The sequence below is a fragment of the Roseburia sp. CLA-AA-H209 genome, assembly GCF_020687575.1.
GTDB lineage: Bacteria > Bacillota > Clostridia > Lachnospirales > Lachnospiraceae > Roseburia_C > Roseburia_C amylophila.
The window spans coordinates 413,244-435,896 of sequence record NZ_JAJEQU010000001.1 but is presented as its reverse complement, the minus strand read 5'-3'; the positions used below and the strand labels follow the sequence as shown (position 1 = coordinate 435,896).

Sequence of the window (22,653 nt, the reverse complement as noted above, 5' to 3'; positions counted from 1 at the left end):
TCACGCACCCCCTCTCAACATTGAGGTGCCATTTTTCAGACTGTTCGCAATCATTTCGCCGAGTTCTGAGGCCTCCGTCGGATCTATGTTGATATGAACCGCAGTAACCTCTCTGAGACTCTTGCCGGCCTCTGCGAGTAGTGGAGCGGCAGCAGGCTGATCGGCGTATGCAGCAGCGGCAGAGACGGCGTGTTTTCTCAGAGGTCTGCGCTGTGTTACTGCTGCATGATTGTAGATCTCCAGCACGTTCTCGATAAATTCCGGCGGGCCGAAAACTTGGATCTCAATGTCGAGCACTCCGGCGAGCTGGATCTCGTCATACATTCCTGCAGATACCTTGCAGCCGTAAACTCTGATAAGCTGGCAATGTCTGAGGAGCTGGAGCCCGCAGCGCAGGCCGAGCTTTCTTTCCTCTGGGTTGGTGTCGTCCACAAACTGCGTAAAATACACATGAGGGGCGAGTGGCAGCAGGCCGTCATTCATTGCCTCGCGGCAGTATTCCTGCGCCTTGATGATGTTTTTCTCATAGTCACCGCGACACGGTGAGCAAATATAGGCTAATTTCATTCAGTGCCCTCCCTTAAATAATTTTTATTGTCTGGCGACTGCTGCCGGGCTGCCATACGAACCACGAGTAACTCGTGGCGTCCGTTCCGTGTCCGGTAAAGCTCGGGCGCTTATGTAGGGTATAGAGTCCGGCGAGCCGGTGATCTTCCTGCTGCCAGAACTCAAAACGCTGGTCGCTTTCCATGAATGCGGTGCGGAGCAGAAAAATGAGCCTGCCGCCCGGTTTAAGTAGCCCGAGACATTTCTCAACAAATTCGATCGCCTGATTAAATGGCGGGTTGCCGATGATAAGATCATATTTTTTCCCGAGGTCCATACTCAGGAAGTCGTCAATAATCACATTGACGCCGAGATCCTGCAGGTGTTGTGCCTCCTCTGGTCTGATCTCCACCGCGTCGATCGAAAAATCGCCGTATTTTTGTAGTGTCTTGATTATGTTGCCGCTACCTGCTCCCGGTTCCAGCACCTCGATCCCCCCCCTCAGAGGGAAAACGTCGAGAAATGTCTCGATCGTCGGGATCGGTGTAGGGTAGAAGTCGTGCGGCTTTCTGGTGCTTCCTCTGTTTGTTGCACTCATTGTCTGCCTCCTTATCTGCTGCGCCAGCTCTGGCCCTCCATGACGAGAGCCTCGCACATTTCTCGCAGTCGGTCCACAGTGGCCCTCGCTGTCATGTCGTCCCCATTCTGAGGAGTGAGGCGTTTCTCCAGCTCGGTGTCTGTGTAGTTGCTTGTTACAATCGTTGGCTTGTAGCCTTCGTAGCGGGCGTTTATGATCGCGTAGATCTTCGAGACGCCCCAATCTGTCGGCGGCTCTTTCCCCATATCGTCGATAATGAGGAGCGGGACCGTTTCGTAAACTCTCAGGATCTCACCCTCTGAGATTTCGCGCTTGTCGTATGTAGCCTTGATCCTTGCCAGCATGTCGATCATTGTCATGCAAATAACCGGCCGGCCTCTCTGGATCAGGTCGTTGGCAATAGCAGCAGCGAGGTGAGTCTTTCCGACGCCTATGTCGCCCAGTATGAAAAGCCCGTTTTTCTTCTGGCCCATATTGTCAAAATTCTGGGCGTATCGTATGGCCGTTTCTTTCGCTTTGGCTGTTCTCTCGTCCGGGGTGAGGTAGTTGCTGAAGGTTCGCTCTAAAAAGCGACCCCTCATTCCTGAGTCACATCTGAGACGTGACACCCGGCGTCTGATTTCGTCCTCGGCTTTCCGTTTTTCTTCCTGCTCTTGTTCGAGCCGTTCCTTTTCTCTTGCCTCGACCGCTCCCGGGCAGTTGCAAGGAATAGCGGTGGGGATCCAGAAGATCCGGTCGCCCATGTTGCTGAGTTCTTTGCCTCTGTGATACCGGAGCTTTCCGCAATATTCACACGGCACCGGCTCCGGTGGTGGTTCCGGCCAGTCTCTTTCCTCGTTGCTGTAAAACCAGCCGTCACTCGGCTGCTGTGAAGCCGGTGAGCTTGTAGCGTGATCCGCTTGGTGGTTCGTTGCCATTGTCCGGGCCTCCTTTGTCGTCATATTTGCCTTCCAGCACTTTACACATGTTTGTCGGTTTCATTATCCAGTCGAAGTCGGCCCGCCAGTTGCGATCGTTTTCGCCTTTCATAAAGCTGCTTGCCTCGGTTTTTCTGAATAGTGTCTCGAATGTCTCAATATTCGGGTAGGTTTTAAATCTTGCGGCCACTGCCTTGCGTCTGGCTCCGTCAATCTTCTGGATCTTCGAGAAGCTGACGCAAATCTCGTTGTATAACTGCATGATTTTCACATACGGAGTCGGATCTGATTTAGCAGGCGCCGCTGCTTCGTGCTCTGGAGGAGCACTTAAAGGATCCTTTATATCTCTAGTCTTATCTACTCTAGTCTTGTCTACTCTGCCAGCGGTTGTTTGTTGGTCGTCCGGCGGTCGTCCTTCGGTCTTTTTAGCAGCCGCTCGGCGGCGTCTGGAGCGTTCCTTTTCGGCTTCGCGCTGCTGGATCAGAGTGCCTGCATATTCCTCCCAGTCGTGGATCGTGAGAGTAGCAGGATCCTCGTTGCCCTGATCCAGCAAACCCGCAGAAATAAAGGCTTGCAGCAGTTCGTCGGCGTCTCCGTCCCACTGTGCTGCGCGGGCTATATTTCGCGCGCTTATCTCCGAGACGTTGCCGTCCGGGGCATTATCGAGAGCCCAGAGCCAGAACGAAGTCAGGAGCCCGATCATGTAGGGTGGAGCTATTTCGAGAGCGTCGGCTGCGTCTAAAATTTTTCTATGCTGTCTAATTGATTGATAAATTTTCAACCATGCCACGGCGTTTCCTCCTTCCTTTTTTGGTCGTCCTTTTTCTTGGCGTGTCTTTCTGTTTTGGTCGTTTGTCGGTCGTCCGGTGGTCGTCCACCGGTTGACCGGTAGGGCAAAAATCAATTAAAAGGGAGTTGATCGTCTGCGCCCTCCGGTATATTCATAAAACCGTCGCCACTTGCAGGACCGGTTGGAGGTTCCTGCTGGTTGCCGTTTTTATTCTTGCTTTCCGCAAACTCTGCCTCCTCAACAACAACCTCGGTAGTGTATACCTTGCGGCCCTCGCGGTCGTTGTAGCTTCCCGTCTGGATCCTGCCGGTTATTGCGATCTTTGCGCCTTGTCTCAGGTATTTCTCAGCAAATTCGGCGTTATTTCTAAAGGCAACGCACTGGATAAAGTCGGCAGTTGCTTCGCCTCCGTCTTTTCTGCCTCTGCGGTCCACGGCGAGAGTGTAGCGGGCTATCGCCATAGGCTCATTACCTTGCGTGTATCGTACTTCGGGATCTCTGGTGAGCCTCCCCATTAAAATGACTTTGTTCACTGTCTATTTCCTCCATTCCTCAGCTCTCTGGCCGTGTCGTCCATGCGCTTGCAAATGTCGTCATACTCTGCCCGAGTCATGTCGGCTGGTTTCTTGCTGTATAAATAATTGATCCTGCCGTCTGTCTGCTCTTTGGAGAGCCCGGCGTCCTGAGCTTTCCGGTACATTCTGTCGAGCTGGGCCGCTGTGAGCTTTTTCTCGGCTCCATTCTGGCCGCTCTGAGCGGTTTTATTGCCTTGTTGGCTCTGTTGGTTGCCTGCGGCATTTCTGACCGGCTGTGAGGCTGTTTGAGCGCTTGGCTTGCCCTTCATGTCTGGATCAGTCTCGCCCATGTCAATGCTGAATTTTTCAAAAAGATAATATTTTATAGCATAGGTCCACGCGCTGCCTTTTGCTTTGGCCGGATCGTCGTTCCATGCGATTGCGTGAGTCTGGGCCTCGTCGGTGTCGTCCTCGTTGTCTGCATTGGTCCAGCGCATTGTCAGATCGGACTCATAAAGGAACATGAGGCCGCCGTGCTGCGTGTTCATGGTTTTAATTTGGGCGTTTTCCTCCTGAATAATGTCGAAATTGACGCCGAGCTCATTCATCGTGGGAGTGATAGCTCTCCAGACGTCGTCAATCTTTGCAAACTTATAGGGAACCTCCTCGCTGTGCTGGCCCTTTTCAATCCTCGGGATCTGGCGCCGCAGTTCGATGAATTTCTCCTGCAGGCTCATTACCTCGATCGGTTTGTCCCGCCGCGTCTGGAATGAGGCAACCGGGGAGCCCGCTGCGGTTTCTTTCTGTTCTTCTTGCATGTGGTTTCTCCTCCTTATGCCGCCGCACATAGGCGGCGGGATTTATGATTTACTGAATTACGAAGCAGACCGGGACGCAAAGCTCGTGGCTGGCGTTCCAGTAGTTGGAGTACCCGCCGCTGCCGACGGTCACGCAATCAGTCGAGCTGCCACTCCTGACAGAAGCGGTCCAGTACCAATCAGGTGATCCACCTTTTCTGTTGCACTTGATACGGTTGCGGCGGTCCTTGTAGTATTCGATCTGGCTGTATGTGCCGTCCTCTGAATAGCAGCAGTCCCCGAACAACTCCGACTCGGTAGGTAAAAAGAGGCGACAGAGTGAGCTCTCGCCGTTTTCCTGCTTACGCTCAACCTCGGCGATCACATTGCGAAGCTCCTCCGGCAGATTATTGAAAACTTCCTCGTTTAAGTAGCGTTTGACGTCTGAGTCTGCGAAGCCGCCGGCGTTTCTGTTGTTCTGGTTGTAGGCAACTTCCACCGGCAGGCAGTCCTTGCTCTCGAAGCGAGCCCAGTCCGGGCCCATGTCAACGACTACGAGATCCATTTCCTCACCGTCGAGGGTTTTCTCTGTGATAATGTCGCCAATCTTTAATGTGCCGCCGCCTCCTTTTATCAGGTTAGCGAGTCCTTTCCATGTTGTTTCTGTCTCTGTTGTGGTTGTCTGAATTAACTTAGGCATTTTCTTTCCCTCCGTTCTGAATTGTTAAAATAGCAAGCTCGAGAGCCTCAACCTCTGTTCTGAGCTGACTTTCTTCGTTCATGAGCTCTGTGAGTCTTTCCTTTTTAGGCTGCAAAATAGCAGTTATCTGGGCTATGGCTGGGTTTTCAGTCTGTGCCTGAGCGCTGGTTGCCTTGTTCATTTCTTCCATTGTGGTGTCCTCCTTTAATATTCCGACGTGGCTCAAAAAGTCCGTTATCGACTCAGCTACGCCGGTTGCAACGGTTGTGGTTACTGCATTACCGAATTGCTTATAAGCCTGAGAGTCTGAGACTACCTGCTCCCAATGCTCCATAGGAAACGCCTGCAGGCGTCCGTATTCCGTTGGGGTTAGCTTTCTGACTCTGTATCGTTTTTTATCTAAAATTTTCACTTGTCTACACCCCCCCCCCGCAAGTCGTAAGGGTAGGAGCCAGACCGTCAGGATCGTACACTCGCCGAATGGAGTCTTGCCCCTTTATATCCAGCAAGCCGATCATTTCAAGTTTTGGCATTTTCGTCCTCCTTTGATATTTCAATGACAGCAGTCATGCCTTGACGCCCGAAGCCTTTAGAGTCTCTTGCCTGAAGGCAATTTGCTGTATCGGTGAATTTCTGCAAATTGGTGGCGTAGTCCGTCACCGTTATTCCGATGTGCTCAACAGTATGTGCTGGTAGTTGTGCTTCTTGGTCAATGACCCCCCCCGCCAACTCGGAGGGTTTTACCGCAGCCGTTTGGATCCAGCAGACCAGTCTCGTTGCATATCTCAGAGACAATAATGCCGTTTTCGTCGTCCTCCTCGGTTTGAATAATTACGCCGTGGAGATCCTGAGCCGTAAGCGTAAACATTGGATCCTCGTCGTCTTTGGCTCGTCGACCGTTTTGCCTTTTCTCGATACGGTCTGGCGTAATAGTTGCATGTACTTTCCCGAGTTCCTCCAGCCTTTTGAGCGCCTGCTCGATAATTTTCTGGGCTTTTTCGTTTGGAATGTAAAATCTCTCGGGGACGTTATCGTCCAGAAAAAGCGACAGTTTGGGAACCTTTTCAGGATCTTCGTTCTGCTCTGGCATTTGCAAAACGTCCGGCAGGTCGTCTCTGGTGGCCGCTATGTAGTAGCGTTCCCGGCTCTGTGCTACATTCCAAAATTTTGAGTTGTATAATTTAACGTGGGCGATATATCCGCGCTGTTTTAATTCAGCCGCAAGCACTGGAATATACGGAGTTAAGCCTTTTACATTTTCCGCGACAAGCACGGCGGGGAGTGAGCTCGGTGCGTGTTCTCTGGTTTCATCAATCAGGCGCATTATTTCATAGAAGCACCCAGAGCGACTGGCTGCTTTATAGTTTTTAGATCCGCAGCTCGGGCAGGTTGTCTGTCCCGTGAAATTGCTCGGATCAATAGCAAAATCGCTGTCGCAATCTTGGCATTTGAGCAGTAGCCCGGCTTGCTTACCGGCAACGCTCAGATCTTGACAAGGGAACCCAAAAGCCCAAACATGAGCAAAAGGGACGTCTTGCCATGTCATTTCTTTAATATCTGCCTGCTTTACATGGTGCCCGACGTTGTGGTCGTAGCTTTGCACCGCATATTTGTCAAAGTCCCACGCCCCGGCTATTTTATAGCCAGCATTAAGGAACCCGACGCCCATGCCTCCGCAGCCGCAGAAAAAGTCGTTTACTATCGGTTGCATTTAGTCCTCCTTCTCCGCATAGAAGCGGTGGTTGTTAATTGTCATTATGTAGCGCTGCGACTCGTGGAACTTACTCGCCACAAGATCGGGATTGTAAAAGTATTTGATCGGCTCGGTGCTTGCTGTCATTCCAAAGTCAAACACATACCGAACGGCCTGCATTGCCTCCACTGACGGCTCAGGTCTTTTCTTGGAATAGGAGTAGCGGTCTGCTGCCTCTGCCGGCCGGATCCCGTCGTCCTCACATGCCTGCAGGATACACTGGCAAATTGCAATTTTACCCGCCAGCGGTTCGCCCTCGGCCTCTGCTGTGACGATCTGGGCCACCTCGTAGCGCTCGGCGTCTGTCAGCTCGTACCGGAGTTCAAAACCGGCCTCAGAGGCCCATGATCTTGCGAGCTCCTCCATATCTACCGCGTGAGGTTCTCCGTTCTCTGTCAGATATGCGAAGTAGTAGCCGTCCGGCTGTGTTTCGTCCTGAATTATGAGAGTAGTCTCCTGCGGTGTCTCTGTTGTTTCTGCTGCCGGAGTGTTTACCGGTTCTTTTTTCTTGCTGCAAGATACCAGACTCACGGTAACGGTCACAACGAGCACCAGAGCGGCGCCTGCTGCCAGTCTGGCAAGGAAAACCTCGCGGCGCCTATTGGCTTTTCTGCGTTTTCGTGCTATAATTTCTCTGTGATCTTTGAAATTATGGACGGGCTCAGGCGAGAGCACCGTCTCCTTCTTCGCGGTCACTTGGGCTGGACGTTCTGGGCGTCTGGCCCTTTTTATGTCCTCATGTGTTTGCATTGGTCTGTATGCCTCCTTTTGGTTCGTAGTTTCTCAGCTCGCAGAGGGCGAGCGTGAAGTCTTGGAAGGCGAGCTGCTTCACCAGATCGACCACCAGCAAAACGCGATACCAGCCGGAGCGGTACGTCGCCGCGTCCTCTGGCTGCATTTCTGTGGCCCGCTCGAGCTTTCTGTCTGCATAAGACTCGGCCCGTTTCATTTCCTTGTCTGGGACCTCTTGGCCCAGTATCTCAAAAACCGCCTTGCGGCTGTATTCTTCGGCCATGTGTTGCGCGCCTCCTTTACTTTTTGTCGTTGTCTTTTCCACCTTTGTTGTTGTAGCTGATAATTACCAGCGTTACGCAAATAATCAGGGTAATAAGTACGCCGTTACTCACAAGATCCACCTCCATTCATAAGATCCGGCAGTCTGCACCCGAGTTTGTAAGACTGGGGCATGTATGTGATCTGTCTCAATTTCCGGCCGGTTATGCCGTACTTCGGGTTGTAGCCCAGAAGGTCGATGTAGTCCGTCAGGTCGTCCCGTTCTTCGCTCATGGCCTTAGTCACCTCGTAGAGCGCCAGAACGTCGTCGATCGCTCTGTGGCTGTTCTGGACCTTATCAGTGAGGCCGTAGTGCTCGATCGCGTTCGCCAGCTTGTGCGGGTACGCTGCGCGGTCCTTATATACCGTCAGGGAGTCGAGCGCCCGGAGCTTTGGAGCTTTCGGAACCATGCCGCAGCGTTTGAACATTTCCAGAATGAAAAGCAGGTCAAACTGGATATTGTGAGCCACCAGCAGCACCTCGCTGTCACTGTGGAGCATATTGCAGAAGATCCTGCAGGCTTCGCGGTAGTCGATCCCTTTATCTGCCAGTATGTCGTCGGTGATATGAGTCAGCTCGACGATCTTCTCCGGTATCTTTTCGCCCTCCGGCAGCTTGCAAAAAGCGTCGATTTTGAGCTCTATGCCGTTTTCGGTTACGAGAGCAGCAGCCAGCTCGATGATCTGATCCTTTTCAGGATCGAGGCCGGTTGTCTCAGTATCGAAAAATACAATTTTCTTAAACTGCTGCAACAATTTCCTCACGCTCGAGCACCTCCTTCGCAACGAATAGCTTTTCGGTGGCTGCTATCGTCTTATTTTGGTTCATGGTGCGGGTTACGCTGTGGATCCACACCGGCACGAAGTCGTCAGGAGCTTCCTGCTCGCTGATTAGTACAATGTTGTCATGGCTCCAGAGCCGTGCGACTCTCCAGAAGTCCGCGTGGTCGAAAATTTCAACCGATTTATACTGCTTTGTGTTCTCGTAGGGTGGATCCATGTAAATGACGCACCCGGTCGGGTTCCATGCCCGGTAGTCCTTATGTAAGAAAATGACGTCCTTCAGCTTGTCCCGCTGCGCCTCGATGTTGCGCCGGCCCTCGTCCTGATAGTCCCGGAGTCCTCCGGTTGTCTGAGTCTTGCCAGAGTAGCCACCGTCGAAAAATCTGCCATTATACGAAGCCACAAAACCGACATAGCCTGCGTACCATTCCGGGTAGTCGTCGCGGTTGGCTCGGACTTTGGCGTATTCCTCGCGCTCGATGTAGCCCGGGAGCTCGCCGCCTGCCTGAATGTGCTGCATGAGGGCGATCAGGTACTTGTTGCAATCGCTGGCGATCCGCTGCGGGGCTTCGATCTTGTCGATCACATTGCAGCCGCCGCAGAATGGCTCGAGATAGGTCTCATAGCCGGAGCGCTCGATCTGTTTCTGAATGATCGGCACGATGTAGCGGGCGACTTTCGCCTTGCTTCCCATGTATTTCATAGGGCTGCTGCCTCCTTTCTTTGCTGTCTCTGTTTCTTCCAGTTTTGATAATCTGCCATAACGGCAGGATCCTCGAACGCTCTCGACATTCCGCTGATTATGGTCCTGCAGAGCGCGTCGCTCTCATTTTCCGGGAGTGTATCGAGTTCGATGTTGATATTTTGCGGGGTTCTGGATCCCACGCTTTTGAGTGTTTTCATTGCCATAAAGTCGCTCCTTCCTCTGCTTGGTTTCACACACCGGGCAGACGTAACCACTCGGAGGGATAACGGCCAGAGCGCTGATCTGCCAGTCCTTACCGCATATTCGGCAGGCTGCTTGTCTCGCTTGTGAGTTCTTTCTTGCCATTAGGGAACCTCCTCGTCGTCGCCGGCCTCGGTGTCGTCCTGCTCCTCTGGGGTATCACACCCGAGAGAGTGGAGCAGCTTGCGGGCTCTGTCTCTTGCCATGCGTTTGATCTTGGTTCTGTACTTCTTGCGGATCCGGCGCTTTTTGTGGTGTTCTGCCATGTACCACCAGTGGCGATCATTGCACCAGATACGGTCTACCGCGTCGCGTACAACCTTCACAATTTTACCGGCCAGCTCTTTGATCCAGTCGAGCACTGGGGAGAGCGTGCGCTCTATGATTTCTTTGAGCTCCTCGAGCTTCTCACTGAGCTGTCGAATATCGTCCGGGATCTGTATGCCGTCGTCTGGGGAGCAGTCTCTAAAATAATCAGGGATCGGCGGGGCGGTGAGACCTCGGCAAAGTTCCGCGGTAGTCATTCCGCTGCGGCTTGTGTGCTGCATTACATTAAAGAGGACCGTCTCAAAATCTGAGGGGTGGCTGCTTACGGTTCGCAGGATCCGGTTGCGGTATTTCTTGCGGATCCGGTATTTTCTGCCATGCTCAGCGAAGTGGATCCACTTGCGCGGTATGTAAGTAGGGTAGTAGTCTTTTGCTTTCATTGTGCACCTCCGTTTCCTAACTTACGCGGTGCGTAAGATAAGGCTAAAAAAAATACGGCCGGCCTTTTCTGGCGGGATCTCCAGAGAAAATACGAGCTTTTCCATGACGTCGGACGAGGGCTGCACTTTCCCGTTTAATATGTTGCTAAGTGTGTTTCTATTGATCCCGGTTTTCTCCGCGAGCTCCTTAATTGTTTTGATTTCTTTCTCTGCCATGATCTTTTTGATCTCGATGTAGTCGGTTTTATAAATTTCTGCCATTGTGTGCCTCCTTTCTTAAAAACTTACCTACTGCGTAAGGTTATAGTAGCACCAGCAAGCAAGCGTGTCAATACTTTTTGCGTAAGTTTTTTGATATTATGCATAGTATTAGTTGCGTTTTGCGTAAGTTTGTGATATTCTAAGGGTGTTCTAAATAAGAAGGAAGGAGGTGCCAGACATGGCCGAGATCAACGACCGAATAAAGGAGCGGCGGCTCGCAGCCGGTAAAACGCTGTTAGAAGTGGCTGAGTATTTAGGAGTCAAAGAAGCGACAGCGCAGCGGTACGAGAGCGGAGAAATAAAGAACATTAAGCATGAGACGATCGTCTCACTGGCTCAGCTCTTTAATTGTTCTCCGGCGTACCTTATGGGCTGGGAGTCAAAGGCGGTTGTCAATGATTTCCCGCTATCTGATATAGAGAAGGAAATAATCATAGCATACCGCAAAACCGACGCAATAGGCAAGGCTTGTGTGCTTCGCACGCTCGGCGTTGACGAAAAAGGGGACAATCAAAAAATGGCATAAATTACCATAAGAAACGCCCCCGAACTTCCCGAGAGGGAAATGTTATAAAACTTGATTTTACATAACCGACGCGGCCGGCCCAGAACTCCGGCCGATGATCGGTTACAATAAAAGCGAAGGAGGTTCTTATATATGGGAATGAGATTTAGAAAGAGCAAAAAGATCGCGCCGGGTGTTCGCCTGAACCTGAGTGCAAAGAGCGCAAGCATATCAATCGGCCCGAAGGGTTTCAAGAAAACATTCAGCACCAGCGACCGGGTGACAACAACGGTAGGGATCCCGGGTACCGGGCTTTCCTACTCAACAAGTACGAAAATGGGCCAGACTGCTGCCGGATCCGCCTCTCAGGAGGCGCCTGCTGCCGCCGTGGTGGCCTCAAATAAAAACAAGTGGGTAACTCTTGCCCTCTGCGTGTTCCTCGGCTTCTTTGGGGCTCACCGCTTCTATGTTGGCAAGGTTGGCACCGGAGTCCTTTATATTTTTACCGTCGGTGGTCTGGGCTTCGGCTGGATCATTGACATGGTTATGATCTGTTGCAACAAATTCACCGACAGCACCGGCGCGGTGGTTGGTCTGAAGGTTGCTGAGTATACCAGACAGCCGGATCCTGATCTTGCAGAGGCTTCTCTGGAGGAGCAGCGGGAGGCAGCGGCCGAGACTGCCAGAGCTTACGGCTATACCGTAATAGAGTCAGGCACTCAGGATAATGCCGACAAGTAAAAACACGGCTCGAAAATATGCCGCAGGAGGTAGCTCGGATAATTCCTGCGGCGTAGAGCCATTACGGGCGGTCATATACGCAAGATATTCCAGCAGCGGCCAGCGTGAGGAGTCGATCGAGGGACAGCTCCGCGATTGCTACGAGTTCGCCAAAAAGCACGGCATTATTGTTATAGGCGAATACATCGACAAGGCAATGACTGGACGAGTGGACCGGCGGCCAGACTTTCAAAGAATGATGAAGGACAGCGAGAAGGGCCGCTTTAACTGCGTGCTGCTCTGGAAAATGGACCGTTTTGCCCGGAACCGTTACGATTCAGCCATGTATAAATATAAGCTCAAAAAGAACGGGATCTGTATTTTCTACGCAAAAGAGACCATACCGGACGGCCCGGAGGGTATTATATTAGAGTCAGTAATGGAGGGCTACGCTGAGTATTACAGCGAAAACCTCGCCCAGAACGTGAAGCGCGGCAACTATGACAGCGCGCTGGAGCTCAAAACGCTGGGAAAGACCTGCCTCGGGTTGAAAACCGGCCCAGACGGTCGCTATATGATAGATCAGGCCGAGGCCACTATCGTTCGCAGGATCTTCGAGGAGTATGCCGAGGGTGAGCGCGCGAAGGATATATACGAGAGACTAAACTCAGAGGGCTACCGGACGAGCCGGGGCGGTAAATTCAACAAGAACAGCCTCCGGCGTATTCTATCGAATAAAAAATATATTGGTGTCTATGAGTATGAGGACATTTATGTCGAGAATGGGATCCCGGCCATAATTACCGATCGGGATCTATTTGAGAGGGTTCAGAAAATGCTAAAAATAAACCACGACGCACCGGCCAGAGGCAAGGCGCAAAATTTCCTGCTTACAACAAAATTGTTTTGCGGGCTTTGTGGTTCTCCGATGATAGGCGACGGCGGCACCAGTCACACCGGAAAAGCATACGCCTATTACTCATGTACGAAGCGCAAGCGCGGCCGGAGCTGCAAGAAGGAGTCGGTGCCTAAAGACTGGATCGAGGACCTTGTTGTCGGTGAGCTTGTCAAAATCGTACACAACGACGAACTGATCGAGCAGATTGCCGATCGTGTCATGGAGTACCAGAAAAGAGAAAAGGATCAGTCCGGCCTTCATGCGCTGGAGATCCGACAGAAAGAAAACGAGAAAGCAATCAGCAACATGCTGGCGGCCATTGAAGCCGGCATAATTACCCCGAGTACAAAAACCCGGCTCATGGAGCTGGAGGCTGATCGCGCGGACATTGAAAAGGGAATAGCTCACGAGCTCTTAGCAGAGCCAGAGTTTGAGCGGGATCAAATTATCTATTTTTTAGAGAGGTTCCGCTCTGGAGATATAAACGACGAGGCGTATCGCATTATGTTGGTCGATACGTTCCTAAATTCCGTCTATTTGTACGACGACGATCATCTGGTTTTAGTGATGAATTACTCAGGAGAGAATTGCAAGGTTGATCTCAAACTGGTGGAAGGCGCTGTCAGTGGTGACGGTTGCAAAGGTTCAGCTTTTGCGCCGTCAAGCGCATAAAAAAAGCCTTGATGATATCAAGGCTTTTTTGTTGTTACAAAGCATCCGCAAGAAGCTGCTGGTGACAGGTTCTTTAGGTGTAATTTGAAATGCAGATTCGAATATACCGCAAACTATCTGGGCAAATCATTCGCTGACAAGCCTGGTAAGGGGTGTTAGGGGGACTTGGAATTTCCTGATATATTTAGCAACGCAGGCACAGGGATGTGCCTGCGAGGTGCATCTGAGCATGGATGCGAATATGCACCGGTTGCAGGAAGAAAAGTATGTAGTGGAAATTCTTAGTGCCCCTTTCAGCCCTTACGTGGTCTTGATGCGTAATGAATTGCCCAGATAGTTTATGGTTAAATATCTGCAGGAAACTACAGTGGCAGACTATACAACTCCAAAATTTCTTGACGAATCGCAAAAAGGAGCGTATAACAAATATTCGGAAAAAAGAAAGAAAAGAGCGTGTAATAGAATGGAACAGAAGAAAATGGTGCTGCGGGGAGAAGCAGCACTTATCATTGCAGTAATAATAAACAGTCTTGGTGTTTTGTTGATGTTGCAGTCCGGTTCGGGAATTTCGGCAATATCCAGCGTGCCATATGCATTTCATCAGGTATTTCCGAAACTGACATTAGGAACCTGGACATACATATTTCAGGGCTTATTAGTTCTTTCTTTGATGATTATGAGAAAGAAATTTGTGCCTTCCTACTTATTCAGCTTTGTGGTAGGATTTGCATTTGGCGAAATGATGGATGTGCATGGACTTTGGATTACAAGACTTCCACTTAATATTCCACTTCGGATACTTTATTTTGTGCTGAGTTATCTGATTATCTGCATTGGAATTGCATTATCCAATCGATGCAAACTTCCGATTATTCCAACGGATTTGTTTCCGAGAGAAGTGGCAGATATTACGAAAGCACTGTATGCCAGAATTAAAATCGGATTCGATGTAATCTGTCTTTTGGTAACTGCCGGCATGACATATTTTTGTCTGGGAAAAATCATGGGACTGGGTGTTGGAACCATTGTGGCAGCATTTACCATGGGAAAAGGAATTGCTATTGTCGGAAACTGGATGGATAAGAAAGTTACCTTTACTTCTATATTAGAAACGATGGAAAAGAAACGGGAAATGGTTTCATAACATGGATGAATAATGTTACATTATAAAAAATGCAAGACTATGATTGCAAAGTGTATCATGCTATAATTTATTTATAACATTTGATTAAAATTATGGAGGTAGGGTGTATGGCGAAAGAGAAGGTTGATTTGAGAAAAGAATTGCGCTCATATAAGTTTGAATTTAACTTATTGCAAAAAATTCCATGCTCGAAACAGGAGAACAGAAATTATCAAAAACTTTTGAAAGAGGGCAAGACACTTCCGAAAGATGTTTTTAGTTATACATATCAAACTGGAGAAACATCAACTACGGATTTTTATACAGTTTATGAGGCAGATTTATCTGAAGCAGAAATTGCAGAATATCTTACCTATAAAAAATTGAGTTTACTTAGAACAATTAAAAATTGTGCTGTATTCTTTACTATATTAGCAGTCATTGGAATAGCTGCATATTTTTTGTTCGTACTTAGTATGTAAAATAACAGTGGTTATAAAAAGAAAAAAGCATAGTGTCAAGAAAAAATACTTGACACCATGCTCCCTTTATAGTATGATAGCAAAGGTCGCAAGGAGTGAGAACATGGAAGAAAAAGTAGAACAGGCTTATTTATATGATTTTTATGGAGAGCTGCTCAATGAACATCAGAGAAGAATCTACGAAGATTTCGTGTTCAATGATTTATCTTTAGGCGAGATAGCTTCCTGCGAGGGCATCAGCCGCCAGGGTGTACATGACCTGATTAAGCGGTGCAATAAGATGCTGGAAGGCTATGAAGAGAAGCTTCATCTGGTAAAGAAGTTCCTAGAGACGAAGCAGAAGGTAGAAGAGATTAACAAATTAGCGGAAAGCTTCCGGGCAGGACGCAAGGATACAGTAATTGATGAAATAGAGAGAATTTCGGGAGAAATATTGGAGGAGCTGTAATATGGCATTTGACAGTCTTTCACAGAAACTTCAAAATGTATTTAAGAATCTTCGCAGTAAGGGAAGGCTTACGGAAGATGATGTGAAGGCAGCACTGAAAGAAGTAAAGATGGCTCTGCTTGAAGCAGATGTTAACTTTAAGGTAGTAAAACAGTTTACCAAAGCGGTGCAGGAGCGTGCAATTGGTTCCGATGTAATGAACGGACTGAATCCTGGACAGATGGTAATTAAAATTGTAAATGAAGAGATGGTCAGGCTCATGGGTTCCGAGACAACGGAGATAGCACTTCGTCCGGGACAGCAGATTACCGTTATTATGATGGTAGGTCTTCAGGGAGCTGGTAAAACCACCACAACCGCTAAGATTGCAGGTAAGTTAAAGCAGAAGGGCAAGAAACCACTGCTGGCAGCCTGTGATGTGTATCGCCCGGCTGCTATTGAACAGTTGAAAATCAATGGAGAGAAGCAGGAAGTTGAAGTATTCTCCATGGGCGATAAGAATAAGCCGGTAAATATTGCGAAAGCGGCAGTTGAGCATGCAGCAAAGAATGGCAATCAGGTTGTAATCTTAGATACCGCCGGACGTCTTCATGTAGATGAAGATATGATGGATGAGTTGATTGAGATAAAAGAAAATGTCGATGTGGCACAGACCATTTTGGTTGTAGATGCCATGACCGGACAGGATGCCGTAAATGTGGCAGGAACGTTCGATGAGAAGATTGGAATTGACGGAGTCGTGCTGACAAAGTTAGACGGTGATACCCGGGGTGGAGCAGCATTATCTATCCGTGCAGTAACCGGAAAGCCGATCCTTTATGTTGGTATGGGTGAGAAACTTTCCGATTTGGAACAGTTCTATCCGGATCGTATGGCAAGCAGAATTCTTGGCATGGGCGATGTGCTTACACTCATTGAAAAAGCACAGAGTGAGATTGATATAGATGAAGAAAAAGCCAAAGACATGCAGCAGCGTCTGAAGAAAGCAGACTTTACCTTTGATGATTATCTGCTTTCCATGGAACAGATGAAGAAAATGGGCGGTCTTGGCAATATTCTTGGAATGCTGCCGGGACTGGGCGGCGGAAAGATGCCGGATATTGATGAAGGTGAAGCTGAGAAAAATATGGCACGTACAACAGCCATCATCTATTCCATGACAAAGAAGGAAAGAAGTAATCCTTCACTTTTGAATCCGAGCCGTAAGCACCGGATTGCAAAAGGTGCAGGGGTAGATATTAGTGAAGTAAACCGTTTGGTAAAGCAGTTTGAACAGGCGAAGAAAATGATGAAACAGATGCCTGGACTTATGGGCGGACGTGGACGCGGTGGTAAAATGGGAAAATTCAAGTTTCCTTTTTAACATATAAGCATTTGCTTAGGATAGCATAATTCAAGGAGGTGAAACAGTAATGGCAGTAAAGATTAGATTAAGAAGATTAGGACAGAAAAAGGCTCCTTTCTATAGAATCGTAGTTGCAGATTCCCGTTCCCCAAGAGATGGAAAATGCATCGAAGAGATTGGAACTTATGACCCAACTAAGGATCCTAGTGAGTACCATGTAAATGAAGAACTGGCTAAGAAATGGTTAGCAAACGGCGCACAGCCAACAGAAACCGTAAACCGTATCTTCAAAGCAACCGGTATCGTAAAATAGTGAGGTGTACCTATGAAGGAATTAGTAGAAGTAATTGCAAAATCACTTGTAGATTACCCGGATGAGGTCAATGTCACAGAGACAGAGAACGAGAAAGCCATCGTATTGGAACTGCGCGTAGCTCAGTCCGACATGGGTAAGGTAATCGGAAAACAGGGACGCATTGCAAAGGCAATCCGTTCTGTTGTGAAAGCAGCAGCCTCAAAAGAAAACAAAAAAGTAATCGTTGATATTATGTAATAATATCAATGACATAAAAGGAAGCAGCAGAGTAATCTGTTGCTTCCTTTTTATCTATATGCACAGGAATTCGTTCCTGTGCACTTTTCCATCTTGTCCCATTGTGCGACATATGTTAAAATACAAAAAAGCATACATTAATACAATCGAAATAGCAAATTCTATTATTCAAATCTTGTTTCATTTTGAACATGACATTTCTGTGTCTATCTATGCTTTTATTCACTAATTAATCAAAAAAGCAGGAGAGGTACAGCAGTGGATTTTGTAGCAATGGTTCTCCTGCCACATACAAGGAGGACTTGCCTATGACAAGAGAAACAACTGAAAACACACCGGTAGCAAACCGTAAATTCAAGGACACTATTTTTCGCATGCTATTTTCGGAAAAGGAAGCTTTGCTGTCACTTTATAATGCGGTTAATGGCAGTAATTATACGGATGCAGATGCACTGGAAATTGTAACTTTAGAAAATGCTATTTATATGGGAATGAAGAATGACCTGGTTTTTATTCTGGATATGAATCTTTATCTATATGAACATCAATCCACAATAAATCCGAACATTCCGCTTCGGGATTTATTTTATATTGCAGCAGAATACCAGAGGCTTGTAGATAAGAAATCCCTATATTCTTCTGCATTACAGAAAATTCCCAATCCCCATTTTATTGTATTTTATAACGGAAGCATGCCGATAGAGGATTGTTGTACCAGCCGGCTGTCAGATGCGTTTTATCATGTAACGGACAAACCATCTTTGGAGCTTGTTGTTACCACATTTAATGTGAATGCGGGGCACAACACGGAGTTAATGTCCCAGTGCCGGATATTGAGGGAATATTCCATTTATGTCGCAAAAGTCCGTGCACTTACGGAACAGATGCCAGTAGATGCTGCTGTACAGAAAGCAGTTGCAGAATGCATCCATGAAAATATTCTGGCAGATTTCCTTAGGAAAAATCAGGCGGAGGTAATTGCTATGAGTATATTTGAATATGACAAAGAGGAAGAGGAAAAGAAATTAAGGAAAGCAGAATTTGAGGCAGGAGTCGAGCATGGAATAGAGCAGAGTTTAGTTTCGCTTGTAATAAAGAAAATGAAAAAAGGAAAATCTGTAGAAGAAATTGCGGATATGCTAGAAGAAACTCCAGAAAAAATTCAAAATATATATGAACTGGCAAGAGATATGGCACCAGACTATGATGTAGAGAAAATCTGTGGACAATTGTCAGGATAAAAAGATAAAGCAGTAAGTTTTTTTCTAGGGGAAATAAAGAAAAGCAGTTATATAGTTTCATAAAAAGTGCACAGGAATTCGTTCCTGTGCACTTTTTATCAATTTTACTTATGCGCGAAAACCGTAGTCGGTATACATTTCTTCGCAATATTTGCAACGATAGGTTTCTTCTTTTTCATCTGTGAGCAGGAAAATCTGGTCTAATTCCTGTTCGATGGAAGTAATGCAGCGTGGGTTCTTGCAACGGATTACATTTTTTACCTGCTTTGGAAGGTGCAGTTCTTTTTTCTCAACGATTTTATCGCCTTTGATAATATTTACGGTAATATTGTGGTCGATAAAACCTAAGATATCTAAGTCTAAGGCATCAATTGGGCATTCTACTTTGATGATGTCCTTTTTTCCCATTTTATTGCTTTTGGCATTTTTGATAATAGCAACGGTACAGTCTAACTTGTCCAGCTTTAAATTATGATAGATAGAAAGGCTCATACCGGCTTTGATATGGTCGAGAACGAAACCTTCATGAATTCCACTGATATTTAACATATTGATTACCTCCATTTTAATAGTGTAAGAATCAGAGCCATTCGCACATAGACACCGTACTGTGCCTGACGGAAATAAGCAGCTCTTGGGTCATCATCTACTTCTACGGATATTTCATTGACACGAGGAAGTGGATGAAGAACATACATATCGTCCTTGGCAAGTTTCATTTTTTTCTTGTCTAATATGTAATAGTTTTTCAGACGGACATAATCTTCTTCATTGAAGAAACGTTCCTTCTGCACTCTGGTCATATAAAGAATATCAAGTTTTGGCATTGCATCATCCAGTCTTGTTACTTCTTCAAACGGAATATTATTTTTTACCAGAACGTCTTCGCGGATATAGTCCGGAATTTTAAGTTCTTCCGGAGAAATAAGAACGAAGCGGATTCCGGGATAACGAATCAGTGCATTAATCAGAGAGTGCACGGTCCGGCCGAATTTTAAATCACCGCATAAACCGATTGTCATATTGTCTAATTTCCCTTTTAAAGAACGGATGGTTAATAAATCAGTTAATGTCTGGGTTGGATGTTGATGACCGCCATCACCGGCGTTGATTACTGGAATAGAAGATTTCTGGGAAGCTACGAGAGGCGCCCCTTCCTTTGGATGACGCATGGCACATATATCTGCGTAACAGGAAATGATTCGGATAGTATCGGAAACACTTTCGCCTTTTGCTGCGGATGAACTGTCTGCACTGGCAAAACCAAGAACAGAACCACCAAGGTTTAACATGGCAGCTTCAAAACTAAGACGGGTACGGGTACTTGGTTCATAGAAACAGGTTGCAAGTTTCATGCCATCACAGGCATGTGCATATTTTTGTGGATTTTTTTCAATATCACCTGCTAAATCCAGCAGTTGATCCAGCTCCTCTACGGATAAATCGAGGGGACTCATTAAGTGTCGCATAAGATTCCTCCTGTATGATGTTTTTAGTAATGTCATCTAGGCATTTTTACTATCATATAATAATAAAATATAAAATTCAAGACAAAATATAAAGACGCAATATTCTGAAATTTGAAAAATTTTTCAGTATATGATAAAGTAGGGTATCATAAGGTGATGCAAAGAGAAGGAGAGCAAAAATGATTGAGGAAAGAAATGACATGCAGATGGACTTTGATGAGGATGCCCAGTACACAGAACGCAAGAGAATACTCTTTTTCGGTCTGCCATGGACCTTTACCAAATATATCATCAAACCAAGTGTAATTACAGTAGATGCAGGCTTATTCAAAATTGAAGAAAATGACTGCTATATGTATAAGGTACAGGATGTAAAATTAACGGCAACTTTGCTGGAGCGGATGTTCGGACTTGGAACTGTAATCTGTTATACCGGAGATGTTACTACACCGGAGCTTCGACTGACACATATCAAACATTCAAGGGAAGTAAAAAATTACATCTTAAAAGCATCCGAAATTGCAAGAATGAAACGCCGTACTTTAAATACGTTAGATATTGGAGCTGGCGCAGATATTGATGATTTAGACTCATAAGCGTAACAGGACATTGCAGGATTCAGGCATCGCACGGACTTAAACAAGAAGTTCCGTGCGATGCTGTTTTATGCAGAAAAGGGGATTTAAGATTTTCTCCGGGGAACAGTGGTAACACGTTCAAATAGGAGACCTGCCATCATCCAGAGAGGCGCATAGTCTAAGCGGATGACACCGTTGATATTGGTTTTGGCATTGCTGTAATCCCATGGACAGATGCCCTTTTTCTTTAAGAAGGTTCCGGTCAGATACTCACAGACAAAGATACCGGCAGAGTAAATGGAACCCCGGAAGATGGCAGGCAGCTTATGAATGTGCTTATAAACAGGCGGAATAACCGCCGCCATGCCATAAATCGGGAACATCCAGATAGAAGTATGCCCCGTCAGTTTAAAATTGTTATTGCGGATAGAATCAAGGGAGGTGAAGATAATTTCCATGCACCAGCCCGTGAGTCCGCATATCATAAAATTATTCTTTATCATAAGAAAAGTATCTCCTTTGAATTTAGAAAAATACTATGAAATTATGAAACAGGGATGGAATGTGACTGGTAATTTTTGTGTGTGAAATAACAGTCCTTATCATGCATTCGGATTTCGTGAACATCCGGTTATTTCGGTTACACAATAAATACATTTGCAGCATCACCCTGTTTCGTAATTTCATAAAATATCTGTAAGAAATTATGAAATCTTTCATAAATAAAAAGTGGAAAACTTGTAAAAACCCACCCGGTAGCATATAATGATAAAAGTGTATTTTTAAGGATACGTCTATGGCATATCTTAAGGATTTACTAAAGCAGGTTACATATATTTGTACACGGGGAACGATGGATTGTAAGGTGACACATATCTGCCATGATTCCAGACAGGTGGTCAGAGGAAGCATGTTTATCTGCCTTGCGGGAAGCAGGGAAGATGGGCATGATTATCTTGCTCAGGCAATTCGTAAAGGTGCAGCAGTTTGTGTAGTATCAAAGCATGTCTGGGTGGAAGGTGATGTGACAGTCATCCGGGTACGCAATACCAGTGAAGCCATGGCATGGATAGCCAGAAATTATTATGGTGCACCGGCAGAAGCCATGCAGATGATAGGAATTACCGGAACAAAAGGAAAGACCACGACTGCCTGTATGCTGTATCAGATGTTAAAGGAAGCCGGGGTAAAATGCGGACTGATCGGAACTCTTGGCGTACGAAGAAGCGATGGATTAAAAAAGCCAGGCAGCAATACGACACCGGATGCCCTGGTATTACAGAAGGAACTGCGGGAAATGGCGGATGCCGGATGCAGTTGTTGTGTGATGGAAGTATCCTCCCAGGGACTGAAGCATTACCGGGTGGAAGGAATCACCTTTGCCATTGGAATTTATACTAATCTGTCCATGGACCATATCGGACCGGGGGAGCATCGGAGTTTTCGGGAGTATGCCTGCTGTAAAAAACGGCTTTTTGAGCGTAGCCGGGTGATTTGTATCAATGCAGATGATAAATATCATGGTTTTATGACAGCGAATCTTGAGGCTCCGGTATATACTTATGGAATCGAACAACCCTGCGATGTAAAAGCGGAGCATATCGTATATGAAAGAAGCAGTCGTGGATTAAATGTCACATATCAGACAACCGGGTGGATAAAGGATGAAATCGTATTAAAAATGCCCGGAACTGCCAATGTATATAATTCCCTTGCTGCCATGGAAGCAGCACATCTCCTTGGAATTTCCCCGGAGACGATAAGGAAAACCTTAAGAAATGTTTCAGTAAAAGGAAGAATTGAAGAAGTAAGAATTTCAGATAAATTTGATGTAGTCATTGATTATGCCCATAATGCGGCAAGTCTGGAATCCCTGATAAAGACATTGCGGCAGTATCAGCCCAAGCGTCTGGTATTATTGTTTGGCTGCGGTGGAAACCGTTCTCCGTTGCGGAGGTTTCAGATGGGTGAGACAGCCGGAAGACTTTCGGATGTCACGATATTGACATCGGATAATCCAAGATATGAAAAGCCGGAGGCAATCCTTTCTGACATCGAACAGGGAATGAAGAGGACGAAAGGAAAGTATAAAATTATCCCGGATAGAAGAGAAGCCATTTCTTATGCTATTTCCCAGGCACAGGAGGGCGATTTGATTGTAGTGGCAGGAAAAGGTCATGAAGAGTATCAGGAGATAGAAGGACATTTTTATCCGATGAACGAACGGGAAATGATAGAGAACAGTATATGAGG

Annotated in this window: 31 protein-coding genes; 12 read left to right on the top strand and 19 right to left on the bottom strand. The window is 46.9% G+C overall.

From position 1 onward, the window contains the following. From LKD41_RS02190 to LKD41_RS02115, 16 genes are all read right to left on the bottom strand, one after another. On the bottom strand, window positions 1-567 hold the full coding sequence (locus LKD41_RS02190; protein ID WP_134523092.1) for a DUF7768 domain-containing protein: 567 nt from the start codon (window positions 565-567) through the stop codon (window positions 1-3). A gap of 13 nt (window positions 568-580) precedes the next feature. Further along, window positions 581-1,144 carry a class I SAM-dependent methyltransferase gene (locus LKD41_RS02185; RefSeq protein WP_227700254.1) on the bottom strand — a complete coding sequence of 188 codons (564 nt, stop codon included), beginning with the start codon at window positions 1,142-1,144 and terminating at the stop codon, window positions 581-583. Window positions 1,145-1,155: 11 nt separating this feature from the next. Next, window positions 1,156-2,061 (bottom strand): ATP-binding protein, encoded by a 906-nt coding sequence (locus LKD41_RS02180; protein WP_227700253.1) that lies wholly within the window; start codon window positions 2,059-2,061, stop codon window positions 1,156-1,158. Continuing rightward, window positions 2,000-2,851, bottom strand: a complete 852-nt coding sequence (locus LKD41_RS02175) for a hypothetical protein (protein WP_227700252.1) — start codon at window positions 2,849-2,851, stop codon at window positions 2,000-2,002. Before LKD41_RS02175 ends, LKD41_RS02180 begins: the two co-directional genes overlap by 62 nt. Before the next feature lie 110 nt (window positions 2,852-2,961). Further along, a complete protein-coding gene (locus LKD41_RS02170) occupies window positions 2,962-3,384 on the bottom strand; it encodes a single-stranded DNA-binding protein (protein WP_227700251.1) in 423 nt (140 codons plus the stop codon). Continuing rightward, complete coding sequence (locus LKD41_RS02165; RefSeq protein ID WP_006855701.1) at window positions 3,381-4,184, bottom strand: ERF family protein; 804 nt, start codon at window positions 4,182-4,184, stop codon at window positions 3,381-3,383. The genes LKD41_RS02170 and LKD41_RS02165 overlap by 4 nt, the downstream gene beginning before the upstream one ends. A 49-nt stretch (window positions 4,185-4,233) precedes the next feature. Then, window positions 4,234-4,863 carry a DUF6273 domain-containing protein gene (locus tag LKD41_RS02160; protein WP_227700250.1) on the bottom strand — a complete coding sequence of 210 codons (630 nt, stop codon included), beginning with the start codon at window positions 4,861-4,863 and terminating at the stop codon, window positions 4,234-4,236. Then, window positions 4,856-5,275, bottom strand: coding sequence for a DNA cytosine methyltransferase (locus LKD41_RS02155; protein ID WP_227700249.1), 420 nt, complete (start codon window positions 5,273-5,275; stop codon window positions 4,856-4,858). The genes LKD41_RS02160 and LKD41_RS02155 overlap by 8 nt, the downstream gene beginning before the upstream one ends. 297 nt (window positions 5,276-5,572) lie before the next feature. Next, complete coding sequence (locus LKD41_RS02150) at window positions 5,573-6,574, bottom strand: DNA cytosine methyltransferase (protein ID WP_227700248.1); 1,002 nt, start codon at window positions 6,572-6,574, stop codon at window positions 5,573-5,575. Further along, the gene (locus tag LKD41_RS02145) at window positions 6,575-7,366 is read right to left on the bottom strand and encodes a spore cortex-lytic protein (protein ID WP_227700247.1); all 792 of its coding nucleotides are present in this window, start codon (window positions 7,364-7,366) and stop codon (window positions 6,575-6,577) included. Beyond that, on the bottom strand, window positions 7,353-7,631 hold the full coding sequence (locus LKD41_RS02140; protein WP_227700246.1) for a chitinase: 279 nt from the start codon (window positions 7,629-7,631) through the stop codon (window positions 7,353-7,355). The genes LKD41_RS02145 and LKD41_RS02140 overlap by 14 nt, the downstream gene beginning before the upstream one ends. Before the next feature lie 104 nt (window positions 7,632-7,735). Further along, window positions 7,736-8,434, bottom strand: coding sequence for a 3'-5' exonuclease (locus LKD41_RS02135; RefSeq protein WP_227700245.1), 699 nt, complete (start codon window positions 8,432-8,434; stop codon window positions 7,736-7,738). Beyond that, on the bottom strand, window positions 8,409-9,155 hold the full coding sequence (locus LKD41_RS02130) for a DNA adenine methylase (RefSeq protein WP_227700244.1): 747 nt from the start codon (window positions 9,153-9,155) through the stop codon (window positions 8,409-8,411). Before LKD41_RS02130 ends, LKD41_RS02135 begins: the two co-directional genes overlap by 26 nt. Beyond that, the gene (locus LKD41_RS02125; RefSeq protein WP_024725574.1) at window positions 9,152-9,361 is read right to left on the bottom strand and encodes a hypothetical protein; all 210 of its coding nucleotides are present in this window, start codon (window positions 9,359-9,361) and stop codon (window positions 9,152-9,154) included. Before LKD41_RS02125 ends, LKD41_RS02130 begins: the two co-directional genes overlap by 4 nt. Window positions 9,362-9,502: 141 nt before the next feature. Next, entirely contained in the window at window positions 9,503-10,105 is a 603-nt protein-coding gene (locus LKD41_RS02120; RefSeq protein WP_227700243.1) for a hypothetical protein, read from the bottom strand. Window positions 10,106-10,126: 21 nt separating this feature from the next. Then, window positions 10,127-10,366, bottom strand: coding sequence for a helix-turn-helix domain-containing protein (locus LKD41_RS02115; RefSeq protein ID WP_006855690.1), 240 nt, complete (start codon window positions 10,364-10,366; stop codon window positions 10,127-10,129). 178 nt (window positions 10,367-10,544) lie between these two features. On the opposite strand from LKD41_RS02115, the gene LKD41_RS02110 reads away from it, so the two are divergent. From LKD41_RS02110 to LKD41_RS02065, 10 genes are all read left to right on the top strand, one after another. Then, window positions 10,545-10,892: a helix-turn-helix domain-containing protein gene (locus LKD41_RS02110; RefSeq protein WP_006855689.1), complete on the top strand. Its 348-nt coding sequence runs from the start codon at window positions 10,545-10,547 to the stop codon at window positions 10,890-10,892. A 132-nt stretch (window positions 10,893-11,024) separates the two neighbouring features. Next, window positions 11,025-11,612, top strand: a complete 588-nt coding sequence (locus LKD41_RS02105) for a DUF4236 domain-containing protein (protein WP_227700242.1) — start codon at window positions 11,025-11,027, stop codon at window positions 11,610-11,612. Further along, window positions 11,599-13,161 carry a recombinase family protein gene (locus LKD41_RS02100; protein WP_227700241.1) on the top strand — a complete coding sequence of 521 codons (1,563 nt, stop codon included), beginning with the start codon at window positions 11,599-11,601 and terminating at the stop codon, window positions 13,159-13,161. The genes LKD41_RS02105 and LKD41_RS02100 overlap by 14 nt, the downstream gene beginning before the upstream one ends. 463 nt (window positions 13,162-13,624) lie before the next feature. Next, on the top strand, window positions 13,625-14,305 hold the full coding sequence (locus tag LKD41_RS02095; RefSeq protein WP_227700240.1) for a DUF6198 family protein: 681 nt from the start codon (window positions 13,625-13,627) through the stop codon (window positions 14,303-14,305). 107 nt (window positions 14,306-14,412) lie between these two features. Beyond that, a complete protein-coding gene (locus LKD41_RS02090) occupies window positions 14,413-14,766 on the top strand; it encodes a hypothetical protein (protein WP_227700239.1) in 354 nt (117 codons plus the stop codon). A 103-nt stretch (window positions 14,767-14,869) separates the two neighbouring features. Then, window positions 14,870-15,214 (top strand): YlxM family DNA-binding protein, encoded by a 345-nt coding sequence (gene ylxM / locus LKD41_RS02085; RefSeq protein ID WP_117946616.1) that lies wholly within the window; start codon window positions 14,870-14,872, stop codon window positions 15,212-15,214. 1 nt (window position 15,215) lies between these two features. Then, complete coding sequence (gene ffh / locus LKD41_RS02080; RefSeq protein WP_022243188.1) at window positions 15,216-16,577, top strand: signal recognition particle protein; 1,362 nt, start codon at window positions 15,216-15,218, stop codon at window positions 16,575-16,577. 49 nt (window positions 16,578-16,626) lie between these two features. Then, on the top strand, window positions 16,627-16,872 hold the full coding sequence (gene rpsP / locus LKD41_RS02075) for a 30S ribosomal protein S16 (RefSeq protein WP_022243187.1): 246 nt from the start codon (window positions 16,627-16,629) through the stop codon (window positions 16,870-16,872). Window positions 16,873-16,884: 12 nt separating this feature from the next. Next, complete coding sequence (locus LKD41_RS02070) at window positions 16,885-17,112, top strand: KH domain-containing protein (protein ID WP_022243186.1); 228 nt, start codon at window positions 16,885-16,887, stop codon at window positions 17,110-17,112. A 308-nt stretch (window positions 17,113-17,420) separates the two neighbouring features. Further along, the gene (locus LKD41_RS02065) at window positions 17,421-18,353 is read left to right on the top strand and encodes a hypothetical protein (protein ID WP_227700238.1); all 933 of its coding nucleotides are present in this window, start codon (window positions 17,421-17,423) and stop codon (window positions 18,351-18,353) included. 108 nt (window positions 18,354-18,461) lie between these two features. Here the strand turns inward: LKD41_RS02065 and LKD41_RS02060 are convergent, their stop codons facing one another. Both LKD41_RS02060 and pyrB read right to left on the bottom strand, forming a co-directional pair. Continuing rightward, a complete protein-coding gene (locus LKD41_RS02060) occupies window positions 18,462-18,902 on the bottom strand; it encodes an aspartate carbamoyltransferase regulatory subunit (protein ID WP_022243184.1) in 441 nt (146 codons plus the stop codon). 5 nt (window positions 18,903-18,907) lie between these two features. Next, window positions 18,908-19,822, bottom strand: a complete 915-nt coding sequence (gene pyrB / locus LKD41_RS02055) for an aspartate carbamoyltransferase (RefSeq protein ID WP_227700237.1) — start codon at window positions 19,820-19,822, stop codon at window positions 18,908-18,910. Between the two features lie 179 nt (window positions 19,823-20,001). Here pyrB and LKD41_RS02050 point away from each other — a divergent pair, with 179 nt between their 5' ends. Further along, entirely contained in the window at window positions 20,002-20,418 is a 417-nt protein-coding gene (locus LKD41_RS02050; RefSeq protein WP_117698484.1) for a PH domain-containing protein, read from the top strand. 86 nt (window positions 20,419-20,504) lie between these two features. Here the strand turns inward: LKD41_RS02050 and LKD41_RS02045 are convergent, their stop codons facing one another. Further along, on the bottom strand, window positions 20,505-20,903 hold the full coding sequence (locus tag LKD41_RS02045) for a putative ABC transporter permease (RefSeq protein WP_227700236.1): 399 nt from the start codon (window positions 20,901-20,903) through the stop codon (window positions 20,505-20,507). A gap of 293 nt (window positions 20,904-21,196) precedes the next feature. On the opposite strand from LKD41_RS02045, the gene LKD41_RS02040 reads away from it, so the two are divergent. Then, the gene (locus LKD41_RS02040; protein WP_227700235.1) at window positions 21,197-22,651 is read left to right on the top strand and encodes a UDP-N-acetylmuramoyl-L-alanyl-D-glutamate--2,6-diaminopimelate ligase; all 1,455 of its coding nucleotides are present in this window, start codon (window positions 21,197-21,199) and stop codon (window positions 22,649-22,651) included. The last annotated feature ends 2 nt before the right edge of the window (window positions 22,652-22,653 follow it).